The organism is Microcoleus sp. B4-C1, from assembly GCF_036705285.1.
Taxonomy (GTDB): Bacteria; Cyanobacteriota; Cyanobacteriia; order Cyanobacteriales; family Microcoleaceae; genus Microcoleus.
This window is the reverse complement of sequence record NZ_JAUBUC010000003.1, coordinates 1-13,124: the sequence shown is the minus strand read 5'-3', so window position 1 is coordinate 13,124 and position 13,124 is coordinate 1. Positions and strand designations below refer to the sequence as shown.

The window sequence follows — 13,124 nt, the reverse complement described above, 5'->3', positions numbered from 1 at the left end:
TAGGTTGTTCTACCTAATTCAGCGGAATCTCGATCAAAAACTCAGTACCAGTACCCGGTACTGAAACACACTTGAGTACGCCTTGGTGTTTCTCAACAACAATTTGGTAACTGATAGACAGTCCTAAACCCGTGCCGCGACCGACCGGTTTAGTAGTAAAAAACGGATTAAATATGTGAGAGATTAACTCTTTGGGGATGCCGTGACCATTGTCGGCAATGCAAATTCCTACCGTTTTTTCATTGATTAATTCAGTGCGAATCCGAATGCAAGGAGATGGAAAATTAGGAATCAAACACTCGGTCGTGGCATTTATATCTCCTGACTCGATAGGCAGTATTTGGGAGCTTAAATGCGTCGCGGCTGCATTTGCTGCTTTAAAGGGAAGATTCATAACTCCCTCTTTTTTTCTCAGTTCTAGGGCGTCGAGGGAATTACCGATCAGATTCATAAATACCTGATTGAGCGAGCTGGCATAGCATTCTACTAAGGGCAACTTGCCATATTCTTTAATGATTTCTACTGTGTTGTGCTCAGAATTGGCTTTGATCCGGTGCTGCAAAATCAACAGGGTACTGTCGATGCCCTCGTGAATGTCAACGGCTTTTTTCTCGGCTTGATCGCTCCTGGAAAAATTACGCAAAGATACCACTAACTGGCGGATGCGCTCAACTCCGACTGTCATGGAACCCAAAATTTTTGGCAAATCTTCGGCAAGAAATTCGATGTCGATGGCTTCGGAACACTCGCTAATTTCTGGGTTGGGATTGGGGTAGTGCTGGCGGTAGAGTTCCACCAAGCAGAGCAAATCTTTGGTGTATTCGCTGGCGTGGGACAGATTGCCGTAGATAAAGTTAACGGGGTTATTGATTTCGTGGGCGACTCCGGCCAGGAGTTGTCCGAGACTGGACATCTTTTCGGTTTGAATCAGTTGGGCTTGGGTATTGTGCAATTCTGTGAGGGTTTTAGCTAGCTCTTCGGCTTTTAATCGATCGGCAGTTGCTGCATTGAGACTTTCTTGATAAAGTTCTGCTTGGTGAATGGCGATCGCAGCTTGAGCCGCTAAATGTTGCACCAATTCCTGTTCTGCTGTTTGCCAAACTCTCGGCTCCGAACACTCATGGGCAATCAGCAACCCCCACAATTGCGAATCTTTGCCTCTCATGGGTACAATTAAACTTGCTCTCACCTGCAACTCTTCCAAAAATTCGCGGTGACAGGGTGTTAAATCCTCAGTATAAATATCATTAATTGCTCGCACCCGTCCGGCGCGATAAAAGCAGTCTGAGCCTTCGGGAAAGCATTCTTGTGGAGATGTGATACCTAAAATTGACCGCCACTGGCCGCAAACAGCTTCGACAACTACCTCGCCCTGTTTGTCGGCCGCAAATTGGTAGATTACCGTGCGATCGGTATCCAACAAAACTCTGACTTCTCGCACAATAGTTTGCAGTATGATTTTTAAATCTAAGGTGCTGCGAATCTGGTCTCTAACTCGCGTCAATACTTTGGCAAAGTCCAAGGATTTTTGCAATTGGGCGGTGCGCTCTTGAACTTGGCGCTCCAAGTTGGCATTCAGAGTTTGCACTTCTTTATAAAGAACGTACTGCCCAATTGCCGAACAAAATTGGCTGCCTATAGCTAAAGCTTGCTCAATTTCTTCGTACTTCCACTCTGGCGACTGACCTTTTTTTATTTCTCGCCAAAGTTCAAATGATTGTCGGGGAAGGGTTTGTGCCGCGTTGGTGTCAAAGCGCCCCGCCCACATTTTTTCGGTATCAATTGCATTGCGAAAAATGGTCAAACAGCCAACTACTTGTTGTTTGTAGTGGAGGGGAATTACCAGCAAACCCCGAATTTTAGTAGCTTGGAAAGCGGGAACTAAAACTCTGAATAGAGGTTCTTTGTATAAGTCTGTAATTATCGAAACTGGGAATTGAGAATTAGTAAAAATTGGAAATTTGGGAAATTCTTCGGTATTTTTGAATCCTTTGGTTAGCCATTCCTGCCAGAGGGGATGAGCTTCGATCGCCTTAACTTTTTCCCAGTTGGGAAGTGTCGGTTGTTCTCCTGTGGTGAACAGTTCAAAGGTAGCATCACTGTGGGCCGGGGCAATTGGCAATCCTCCTTCAATCTTGGGAGGGGATAATTTTTCACCGTTGATTTTCGGCTGGTTGAGATAGAGTCTGCCACCGCTGCCACCCAAAGCGGTGACGGTGGCTTCTAAACCCTGTTGCAGTTGAATGTTGACGTGACCATACAACAGGGCTGCTATGCGGCTCACGGTAGCTTCGCGGGCCGCTTGAGAGCGGGTTTGCTGGAGGAGGAGGGCGTGGGCGATAGCGCTAGACAATTGATCTGATACGAGCTGAACTACTTCTAAATCTGCTGGTGAAATATTGAGGGGCGCACAGTGGTGAGACACTAAAAGTCCCCACAGTTCGATGTGAATTTTTTGATTATTTCCTGGCTCGTATCGAGTCAGACACGTCGCGGCCTGGCAGATATCTGTTTTGCTGTTTTCCGAGACGATCCGGCGGTGCACTATCGGCACGACTAAGGATGATTGCACTCCCATTGCGATCAGGTAAGCGGTGTGGCAAGGATCGAGCGATCTGTAGTGCATCTCCTCTTTTATTAAGGGTTGACCGGTGTCTGCTGCATCGAGGGGACTCAGGACGATCGTCCCTGAGTTAACATCTATTATTGTCCGCTGGCGCAAAGTGAGATACATCTCCCTGGCGCTGGCGGGAATGTCGTCTGCTGGAAAGTGCAGTCCTTTCAAGGAAGGGAGATGGTTGTTATTAAGTGACTCAGCAACAACTTCTCCACTGCCGTCGGCACTAAACCTGTAAATCATAATGCGATCTGTTTTCAAAAAAGACCGCACTTCTGCTACCGTACTGGTTAAAATATCTTCTAATTCTAGAGATTGGCGAATGCGTTCTGTTATCCGCCGTATCAAAACTTCTCTGTCTAGTTTATAATGTAATTCTTGCGTATTTTCTCTGAGTTGCATAAATCTCCTTTTGTACTTATACAATGATAATAAGAAGTTTTGATGTGCTGTTGGAGCGTTGAAACTCAAATGCCTCACCCTGAGTTTTTGACTCAACCGATCTGTACAATTAATCCGTCGCGCACTTGTGAGAGACGACTGTTTATCGCCTCCGGTGGGCTGGGGCAAGTCAAATCTGCGATCGCGCCAGTTTAACCCTTGCCTTCAACAGGCAGAGCGACTTAAGCAAATAATAATTATTATTTTAATGCTCTTATAAATTTCTCGCAATCTTACACTCTCACTAGGAGAATTCTTCATTGTTAGGATAACTTGACATTTGTTGTAGAACTTCATATAATGATAATTAACGAAAGAATTTGAGTTACTATCAGCGCCCCTGGCCCTGACTAATTTCTTGGCGCACGCTCATCAGAATTTTACCCAAATGATTTTGACCGGTTCGGTCGCAGCCACACCCCCAGTAGTAATCCGTTGGCGAATCCTCTACAATTACTCGATCCCCTGTGGCAAGAAGAATCGCTTGAATGTCTGTATGAGTGAGAAACTTAGTTAAAACTGCTTCGCGCATAATGGGAATTTTCACGGCTTCCCAATCAGCGCGAATCCGGTGGTTGGGATCGCGACCTAATTTAGCGGCTTCTTGAGGAGTTGCTACGGCTTGAATCGCCGCCACTAATCTTTGATCGGTGCTGACAAATTTTTGGGCTTGATAGTAATGTTCCACCGTCAACCAATATTGACCGTGCAGAGAAATGTCGTGTAGTGAAAAATTAGAAAAGCAGCCGTAAGGCTCCTCTACTTTATAAAAATAAATTATCATTAGATTTGAGATTATATATAGCAATCCTTGCAGGAGTCGTAAATTTTTGACCCCACCCCAACCCTCCCCTTATCAAGGGGAGGGAGTAAGAAATTTACAAATGATTTAGGATGGCTATATTTTACAGGATTTAGGTAGAATGTAATTATTCAGGGTGTCCCTGAAGCGCCTTACGGCGCTCTTAGTAACGTTTCAAACCACTTTTTGCCTCCAGGAGTATTTGAGATTGATTCTATGAGCAGCGCGGGGCTTGTATTAAAAAATCCTCGCATCGACTTTATTTAAAATAGCATTTAGGATCGCGAATTAAATAATTTACACAAGTTTGTGGGGAGTAGGGGATGGGCGTCCCGCCCGCCCTTTCTGGACGGGCGGGACGCCCATCCCACAAGAACCATCACGCATTGTAAGTTATTTAATTCATTCCTTACGCTTTTGAACCGAGTTTATTGGAATTAATCGGGTTGGGAAACGAAAAATCTAGGAATCAACTGGCTTTCTGAGGAATAGTGCGTAATTCCTATTTTTAAATTAACGAGTAAGAATTTGAAATAAAGAATAAGTAATGGGGATTTAAGAATATGTATTATTCCCTCTTCCTTGATTATAAAACGGCATGAGCTTTTGAAAAGCGCGGTTAGCGATATCGGCCTAACGCAGTTCGCCACACAAAATTTGGCTCATCAACTGAGTAGTCATCGGCAATTTGACGCCCGCTCTGTAAGCAGCTCCTGTAAACTGATAGAATGCTCTAGCCAAGCGACTGGCCCAAATCAGATGAGTGTTCCATTCTTGGGCGATCGATTGAGTGTAAGGCTCCTTAGCGTCGTCGGCACCTCCAAGAGCTCGATCGATCGCCTCAGCAGCCTTAAATCCACTAAAAATGGCAGGACGAATTCCTTCACCGGACAACTGGTAATGGGTGATTGGTCATGGGGCAGGAGGAATTGGTAAGTTAATGAGTGTTAAATCTTGAGTTTTTAACTCACAACTCACAAATGACTAAGCGTCTGCTCGTTGTTCGCGGCCGGCTCTGAACAATCTCAAAACTCTTCCTATTCCCCATGCCCAATTTCCCATTCCCTAAACAGTCGTGATATCTTTCTCTTTGGCTGCCAGAACTTCTTCTATTTTGGCAACGTACTTGTCCGTCAGCTTTTGAATTTTATCTTGCAAGTCGCGGGATTCATCTTTAGAGATATCGCTGCTTTTTTCCTGCTTGCGAATCGAGTCAACGGCATCGCGGCGGATATTGCGAATTGCAACTTTACCTTCTTCAGCAAACTTACTGGCCATTTTGACAAATTCTTGGCGTCTGTCGCTCGTCAGCGGCGGAATGTTCAAGCGAATAACTGAACCGTCGTTGTTGGGAACGAGTCCTACATCGGACAGGGAAATTGCTTTTTCGATCGAGGTAAGCGCTGTGCGATCGAACGGTTGAATGTTGATCGTAGTCGCATCCGGCGTGCCGATGTTGGCAAGGGATTTGATCGGAGTTGGAGAACCGTAGTAATCTACCATGACTCGATCGAGGAGGGAGGCGTTGGCCCGTCCCGTCCGAATAGTATTAAAAGACCGTTGAGTAGCCTCAACTGCCTTTTGCATATGATCTTCTGCTTCAGCTAACTTCACAAAAACCTCCGACAAGAGTTCCAATAGATTCTCCCATTACAGCTCGGTAGATGTTGCCCGACACCGAGAGGTCAAATACCATAATAGGAATATTATTTTCTTTGCAAAGGGCGATCGCCGTACTGTCCATCACCCGCAAATCTTGATTCAAGACGTGGGCATAGGTGAGGGTTTGATACCTGCGCGCGTTGGGGTTGAGGTGGGGGTCGGAATCGTACACCCCATCTACCTTAGTAGCTTTAAAAATCACCTCTGCATCAATTTCAGCCGCCCGCAAAGCGGCTGTAGTATCAGTAGTAAAAAAAGGGTTGCCAGAACCGGCACCAAAAATCACTACCCGTTTTTTTTCAAGGTGGCGAATTGCCCGCCGCCGGATGTAGGGTTCAGCTACTTCTTGCATGGCGATCGCCGATTGCACCCGCGTTGGCACTCCTGCTTGTTCCAGGGCATCCTGCAAAGTGATAGCATTCATCACCGTAGCAATCATGCCCACATAATCCGCAGTTGCCCGATCCATCCCTGCCGAAGCAGCTTTCACCCCGCGAAAAATGTTGCCACCACCGACAACAATCGCGATTTGAATGCCTTGGGACACGACTTTGGCCACTTCCTGGGCGATCGACTGAACGACTATCGGATCGATGCCGTAGCCCAAGCTGCCCATCAGCGCTTCACCGCTGAGCTTCAGCAAAACTCGCTGATATACCATCCCCATGCCGCCACTATTTTTTTACTCTTTTTGCCTCCACCATAAGATAGCAGTACGGGTGCATTTTGAACATCAATTGCCCGGAACAGGCATCCTGCTTGTGTAGCAAGAGAATTTGTTTGTGGCGCGGGCTGCGCCGGTGAACAGGCAAGATGCCTGTTCCACAACCGGATTTATTTTTTTCAGTGAATGCTAGGTGAACAGGCAAGATGCCTGTTCCACAACCGGATTGATTTTTTCTCAGTGAATGCTAGGTGAACAGGCAAGATGCCTGTTCCACAACCGGATTGATTTTTTCTCAGTGAATGCTAGGTGAACAGGCAAGATGCCTGTTCCACAACCGGATTGATTTTTTGTGGGGAGTAGGGGTTGGGCTTCTAGCTAGCCCCTAAAAGAATCAATCCTTGGGAACGAAATTAAGAGCAGCAGAATTCATGCAGTAACGCTGACCGGTAGGTTTGGGCCCGTCGTTAAATACGTGACCGAGATGAGCGTCGCAAACAGCGCACAGTACCTCTGTTCGGCGCATGAACAAGGTGTTATCGGACTCACACTTGACATTTTCTTCGCTAACTGGAGCGTAGAAACTCGGCCAACCAGTACCGGAATCGAACTTTGTTTCTGATTTAAATAGCTCCGTACCGCAGCAAATGCAATTATAAATTCCGGGCTTTTTGTTGTCGTGATACTCGCCGCTAAAAGCTCTTTCCGTTCCTTTTTTGCGGGTGACTTTAAACTGTTCTGGCGTGAGTTGTTGTTGCCATTCTGCGTCGGTTTTTTTAACTTGTTGAGTCATGATTTGATGTTTGGTTAAGATGTATTTAGCTGTTGAGTGTTGACGGTTAACGGTATATTGCTAGTTAACTCATGCTTCCATTAATATTAACCTAATTGGCTCGATATGAACATACCAGGGAAAAGGATTGTCTTTAATAGCCCTCCACTTTTCCTTGAAAACTTCGGCTTGCAAGTGATAATCTTGGGAATCATTGGGAGGCGAGTGCAATTTGAGATATAATGTCACCCGGTGCGGAGTTTCCACAGTCGAGGCGATCCAACAAGCAAAAGTATTTTCACGATCGCACCCGCGAACAAAACTCAGTTGATGAGCCCGAATTCCCACAGAAACTAGAGATTTGGGAATTGGTTCGACTACAGTCAGAGTACAGCCCCAGTCGATCGCCTCCACGAGAGTTTCTGCGATCGGTTTAGCCGCAGAGAAGTTCTTACAGCCAGTCAACTGGGCGACGGTGAAATTGGCAGGGCGATCGAAAATGTTCTGTTTTGTATCAAAGGCGATCGGCTTTCCCTCAGCCAACACCAACAGATTTCTGCATACCCGGTAAACTTCCTCTAAATTGTGGCCCACAAACAAAGTAATTCCCCGATAATTAGCCAGCGTCAGCATTAACTCCCGTTCCAGTTGACTCCGCAAGTGAGTATCCAAAGCAGAAAACGGTTCGTCTAACAGCAGCAATTCTGGAGAAGGGGCGATCGCCCTAGCCAAAGCCACCCGCTGCTGTTGGCCCCCCGAAAGTTCGTGCGGGTAGCGATTTTCCAGTCCCGACATTTGCACCGAAATTAGTTGTTCTTTTACCCGAAGTTCTTGCTCGCTTTCAGATAAATGCTGCAAGCCAAACGCAATATTTTGAGCAACAGTCAGGTGAGGAAATAAAGCATAGTTTTGAAACAAAAAACCGATGCGGCGGTCTTTAGAAGCTACATTAATGCCCTGTGCGGAGTCAAATAAAACCCTGCCATTGACTGCAATTTTACCGCTCATTGGAGTTTCCAAACCAGCGATGCAGCGCAGAGTCATGCTTTTTCCCGAACCCGACGCGCCCAAAATTCCCAGCACTTCCGGGCCGATATCGAAGCCGACATCCAAGGCAAAGCTGGAGAGAGGTTTAAAAATGCTTAAACAAAGTCCGTTTTTCGGTTGTTGTTGGGGTTTTGCGGTAAAACTAGACGCGACTTTAGGAAGATTTGATTGCAATCTATAACTCGAATTCGGTTTGGGCGATCTCCTTTGTAAATCAGTCCAAAAATTAACAGCAGTTAGCACGCTCAAAGAAATACTCAGAATAATCAAAACCCAAATAGCAGCTTGCCTCATATCCCCAGCTTCCACAGCAAAATAAATTGCCATCGGGATAGTTTGAGTTTGTCCGGGAATATTCCCCGCTAACATCAACGTCGCGCCGAATTCACCCAAAGCGCGGGCAAATGCGAGAATAGTTCCTGCTAAAATTCCCGGCCATGCTAGCGGCAACATAATGCGCCAAAAGACTTGCCACTCCGAGGCTCCCAAAGTGCGGGCTGCATTGAGAAGATTCGCATCAATTTGCTCAAAAGCTCCCAAAGCAGTTTTGTACATGAGGGGAAATGATACAACTGTGGCAGTAATGACGGCCGCTTGCCAAGTGAAAATTATAGTTAAGTCGAATTGTAGCAAAAATTGCCCGATCGCCCCATTTCTCCCAAACAGCAGCAGCAGCAAAAATCCCACTACTGTCGGCGGCAAAACTAAGGGAGAAATTAAAATCCCTTCAATCAAAGCTTTACCTCTGATGCGAGTTGAAAGCATCCACCGGGCGGCGGCTATTCCCATGAAAAAGGTGATAAATGTCGCAATAGCGGAGGATTTTAGAGATATCCAGAGCGGAGAAATATCAAATTCCATAAATCGTAGGGACGGGTTTCACTAACAATAATTGCCTCAAACAAATAATTTCCTAAACCCCCCCACACACAGATAAATCAAAATGTATAATTTGGGGATTCGCTCGTAGGGGCGGGTTTTACCAACAATCTTCGGCTAATACCAATAATTTCGTAAACCCGCCCCCACCCAACGGCAAATCGAAATGTATCTCTTTGAATACACAAGGTTATCTGTTGTGTGAGGGCGGGTTTATATAGATTGTTGGCGGGAATTAGATATTGTTGGTGAACCCGCCCCTACAAAATTTGGTTGTATCTCACATTTTGCACCATTCTCAAGAACAGGCTTTCCGGCCTGTTCCACAAAGAGTGAATTTTCTTGTGGAACAGGCCGGAAAGCCTGTTGCTAAACAAGTAATTGAGAATGGTGCAACATCTCAGTTGTATGAGACTAATTGGCGAGCCATCCCAAACCCATATTTCTGAAATACTATTTTAGCCCGATCGCCCCCCAGAAAGTCAACAAACCTTTTCGCAGCGGCCGGATTGCGGCTGTTTCTGATAACTGCCAGCGGATAAACAATGGGCGAATGCAAATTTTCGGCAGCCGTTAGCCGCACAGTTACTTTGTCGGAGGCTGTGGCGTCAGTCGCATAAACTATACCAGCATCAACGTTACCGCTTTCGACGAATGTCAGCACTTGGCGGACGTTATTTCCTAGCACTAATTTTGGCTGTATTTGCCCCCACAATCCAAGCTTAGTTAACATTTCCTGAGCGTATTGGCCCACAGGTACGCTCTTCGGTTCGCCGATCGCAATTTTCTTGATTCTGGCATCTGTCAACTGTTTGAAATCGCTCAAAGCAACACCATTTTTGGGAGTAATCAAAACTAGGCGATTTGTCAGCAAATTGCGGCGCGTGTCGTTAATTAGCAGGTTAGATTGCTGCAAAGCATCCATTGGGTTGGTGGCGGCGCTGAAAAATACATCTACCGGTGCTCCCTGCTGAATTTGCTGTTCTAGAGCACCGGAAGCACCAAAATTATAAGTAATAGTAAAATTCGGATTACTGCTTTGATAAACAGTTTTGATTTCCCCTAAAGCTTTCGAGAGACTGATAGCAGCGGATACGTTTAAGGAGGTGCGCTGCAACGTATCGACTGAGGAAAAGTTCTTAAATAAGTTCCAACTAATCAGCAGTGCTAGCAGGAAGGCGACTGCGAAAATTAAGTTGGGAATACGTCTACTTTTTAAGTTCACAGACAATTGTTTTGAATCTTTTTACTCCTTACCAGGCTCTGCCTAGTAAAGCAGATTCGGAGGCTGTACCTCCAATTTTCATCCAGTCTTTGACGAGGCAGAGCCTCTGGAGATAGGTTCCCAGGCACAGCCAGGGAACCAGTTAATAATTAGTGCGGGAACGTTAATTTTAAATCTGCCTACGATCGCCATTTGACGGAACAGCCTATCGCCTCTGTAGTTGAAGGCTCAACGGGTTGACTGTTGAGCAATTGGTCGATCGCACTCCGCAGATAAGAAACCTGCACCGCCGCCGGATCGTCAGCGTTGTCGTCAATTAAACCTTTATAGCGCAGTTTGCCGTCTTGGTCTAACAAAAAAACCTCCGGGGTTTTAGAAGCCCCAAAACTTTCAGCCACATCTTGAGCAACATCCCGGATGTACGGGAAGTTGAGTTGATTGTTGGCGGCAAAAATTTTCATATTCTCAAAACTGTCGTCGGGATACTGGTTTGCATCATTAGCATTAATCCCGATTAAAGTAACATCTCGATCTTGAAAATCTGCTTGAAGTTCTTTCATACGATTGAGATACAACTGCACGTAAGGGCAATGATTGCACATAAATATCACCGCGATCGCCCGAAATTTTTCTAAATATCGAGCTAAATGGTGAACTTCGTCGTCAACTCCCGGCAGTTCAAAATCGGGAGCGTAGCCGTTAATGGGAGTACCCGTTGTATCCATTAGTAAACTCATGTTTTCAGGAGGTGAAGAGCAGTATTTGCCAGCATGAAAGATGAAACTGTCAGCACGAATAAAATTGGCTGTTGTTTGGCTTTAGCTTAATTCTAGCCTTGCCAACAGCCTATTGTGATTCGTGCTTCGCGATTTATCCCTCGTCTGGCTTTAGCCAACCTTGAGCCAGAGCTTGGTATCCAATAAGTTTGTATGCTAATTTGGCGGCGGTAAATTCTGAGACTACAGAATCTACAATAGGTGCTAATTCCATAATGTCACACCCAATTACTTCGTAGGACTCGAAGATGCGACGCAAAAATGCGGTGAGGGAATACCAATTTAACCCGCCCGGTTCGGGTGTTCCCACCCCTGGAATTAAAGTCGGATCGATGCCGTCTAAGTCGATCGTCAAAAATACTCGCTTAGTTGTTATGCTGGCAATTGCCCGATCGGCCCAATCCGGTTGAGTAGCGATTTCTCTGGCTCGAATCACGTTTAGCTGTTTTGCTTTAATCAAGTCTGCTTCTTCCTTGCAGATAGCGCGAATCCCGATTTGCAGTGTCGGTAAGCCCATATCGACAACACGCCGCATCACGCAGGCGTGGTTGTGAATCGAGCCTTCGTATTCGTGTCGCAAGTCGCCGTGGGCGTCAATTTGCACGACTGTGAAAGGTTCGTTTGGGTATGCTTGGCGATAACCTTCGACAACGCCGGCAGTGATGCTGTGTTCGCCTCCGAGGGAGATGACAAATTTATTTTCGGTAACTAGCTGGTGGACTGCTGCTTGGGTTACTTGCAGCATTTCTGAGGATGAAACTGGTTGTCTGTTGCGGGTATCGGCGATCGGCTCTTTTGTATAAATTCCGACATCGTAGCAAACTTCGGCATCCAATTCTTCGTCGTAGCACTCGAGTTGATGAGAAGCTTCTAGAAGTTTAGCCGGCCCGTTTTCGCACCCCCGGCGGTAAGTGGTGGTAGCTTCGTAGGGAATTGGTAAGATTACTACTTTGGCGGTGTCGTAGTCGGGTACAATTTCAGACCCCAGAAATGGTACGACGGCAGTGGAAACGATCGTTGGCATAAGGGAAATTTTAATACAGCAAAGAAGTCAGCAGGTTTAATCGTGACATACTATCGGCTCTAACTGCAAAGTAGTCATTAGTCATTAGTCATTAGTCATTAGTCATTAGTCAGCAGTCAGCAGCTAACAATGCCCCATGCCCCATGCCCCATGCCCAATCTAAAATCTAAAATCTAAAATCTAAAATCGCATGACATCTTCTACTCCCGCTTTGTCAACACTTATTTCGCCTCAAACTTGGCTGTGGAAAGGCTTTCCGATTTGCTACCAGGCTGCTGGTTCCCAGGGGCCTGCGGTGGTGTTCGTCCACGGTTTCGGTGCGTCTTGGGGCCACTGGCGCAAGAATTTGCCGGCGCTGGCTGCTGATTGTCGCTGTTATGCGATCGACCTCATCGGTTTTGGCGGTTCTGCTAAACCCGCGCCCAAGCTTGAGATTGACTATACTTTTGAAACTTGGGGTCAGCTAATTGCTGATTTTTGTCGGGAAGTTGCGGGCGGGCCGGCTTTTTTGGTGGGAAATTCGATCGGCTGTGTGGCAATTATGCAAGCAGCAGTGGATTTTCCCGATATTGCTTCTGGCGTAATTTTACTCAATTGTTCCCTACGCTTGCTGCACGATCGCAAACGTGCCGAATTGCCTTGGTATCGCAGTTTTGGAGCGCCAATTGCACAAAAAATTTTAAATGTCAAGTGGATAAGTCAATTATTTTTTAAACAATTAGCAACGCCAAAAACAGTAAAAAAAGTGCTTTTGCAAGCTTATCACCGTCCTGAAGCTGTCAGCGACGAACTGGTAAATATGCTGCTGGAACCTGCTAAAGACAGCGGCGCAGTTGAAGTATTTGTGGCCTTTATCAGTTATTCTCAAGGCCCGCTACCGGAGGATTTGTTGCCGCGTTTGAGCTGTCCTGCTTTGATTTTGTGGGGTACGGATGACCCTTGGGAGCCGATCGCCTTGGGGCGAGAATTGGCAAAGTTTCCGGCTGTTGAAAAGTTTATTCCTTTGGAGGGAGTGGGCCATTGTCCCCAGGATGAAGCGCCGGAATTGGTCAATCCTATTTTACTCGATTGGATTAAAGAGCGATCGAGATTTGCCGAAAATCCGCCCCTTTAATCAACAAAAAAATAGGGACTTTAGCTAAGGAATGAGAATTAAATAACTTCCACAAGATTGTGGGATGGGCGTCCCGCCCGTCCAAAAAGGACGGGCGGGAC

At 46.2% G+C, this 13,124-nt stretch carries 12 protein-coding genes; 1 reads left to right on the top strand and 11 read right to left on the bottom strand.

Going from position 1 to position 13,124, the window contains the following annotated elements:
- Window positions 1-13 precede the first annotated feature (13 nt).
- The 11 genes from QUB26_RS01705 to speB all read right to left on the bottom strand — a co-directional run bounded on the left by QUB26_RS01705 (window position 14) and on the right by speB (window position 11,909).
- Entirely contained in the window at window positions 14-3,019 is a 3,006-nt protein-coding gene (locus tag QUB26_RS01705; RefSeq protein ID WP_333316292.1) for a GAF domain-containing protein, read from the bottom strand.
- A 370-nt stretch (window positions 3,020-3,389) separates the two neighbouring features.
- Window positions 3,390-3,842 carry an NADAR family protein gene (locus tag QUB26_RS01700; RefSeq protein ID WP_333155543.1) on the bottom strand — a complete coding sequence of 151 codons (453 nt, stop codon included), beginning with the start codon at window positions 3,840-3,842 and terminating at the stop codon, window positions 3,390-3,392.
- A gap of 651 nt (window positions 3,843-4,493) precedes the next feature.
- On the bottom strand, window positions 4,494-4,754 hold the full coding sequence (locus QUB26_RS01695; protein ID WP_333239457.1) for a hypothetical protein: 261 nt from the start codon (window positions 4,752-4,754) through the stop codon (window positions 4,494-4,496).
- A 171-nt stretch (window positions 4,755-4,925) separates the two neighbouring features.
- On the bottom strand, window positions 4,926-5,474 hold the full coding sequence (gene frr / locus QUB26_RS01690; RefSeq protein ID WP_333239459.1) for a ribosome recycling factor: 549 nt from the start codon (window positions 5,472-5,474) through the stop codon (window positions 4,926-4,928).
- On the bottom strand, window positions 5,461-6,189 hold the full coding sequence (pyrH, locus tag QUB26_RS01685; protein ID WP_333076369.1) for a UMP kinase: 729 nt from the start codon (window positions 6,187-6,189) through the stop codon (window positions 5,461-5,463). The genes frr and pyrH overlap by 14 nt, the downstream gene beginning before the upstream one ends.
- A gap of 7 nt (window positions 6,190-6,196) precedes the next feature.
- Window positions 6,197-6,391: a hypothetical protein gene (locus tag QUB26_RS01680; protein ID WP_333302608.1), complete on the bottom strand. Its 195-nt coding sequence runs from the start codon at window positions 6,389-6,391 to the stop codon at window positions 6,197-6,199.
- Between the two features lie 189 nt (window positions 6,392-6,580).
- Window positions 6,581-6,979, bottom strand: coding sequence for a peptide-methionine (R)-S-oxide reductase MsrB (gene msrB / locus QUB26_RS01675; protein WP_333239461.1), 399 nt, complete (start codon window positions 6,977-6,979; stop codon window positions 6,581-6,583).
- Window positions 6,980-7,048: 69 nt separating this feature from the next.
- On the bottom strand, window positions 7,049-8,866 hold the full coding sequence (modB, locus tag QUB26_RS01670; protein ID WP_333239463.1) for a molybdate ABC transporter permease subunit: 1,818 nt from the start codon (window positions 8,864-8,866) through the stop codon (window positions 7,049-7,051).
- 418 nt (window positions 8,867-9,284) lie between these two features.
- Window positions 9,285-10,109 (bottom strand): molybdate ABC transporter substrate-binding protein, encoded by an 825-nt coding sequence (gene modA / locus QUB26_RS01665; protein WP_333239465.1) that lies wholly within the window; start codon window positions 10,107-10,109, stop codon window positions 9,285-9,287.
- Between the two features lie 179 nt (window positions 10,110-10,288).
- Window positions 10,289-10,846 carry a thioredoxin family protein gene (locus QUB26_RS01660; RefSeq protein ID WP_333141494.1) on the bottom strand — a complete coding sequence of 186 codons (558 nt, stop codon included), beginning with the start codon at window positions 10,844-10,846 and terminating at the stop codon, window positions 10,289-10,291.
- A gap of 133 nt (window positions 10,847-10,979) precedes the next feature.
- Window positions 10,980-11,909 (bottom strand): agmatinase, encoded by a 930-nt coding sequence (gene speB, locus QUB26_RS01655; protein ID WP_333316290.1) that lies wholly within the window; start codon window positions 11,907-11,909, stop codon window positions 10,980-10,982.
- Between the two features lie 190 nt (window positions 11,910-12,099).
- Between speB and QUB26_RS01650 the strand changes: the two genes are divergently transcribed.
- Window positions 12,100-13,023 (top strand): alpha/beta fold hydrolase, encoded by a 924-nt coding sequence (locus tag QUB26_RS01650; protein ID WP_333316288.1) that lies wholly within the window; start codon window positions 12,100-12,102, stop codon window positions 13,021-13,023.
- Window positions 13,024-13,124: the final 101 nt, after the last annotated feature.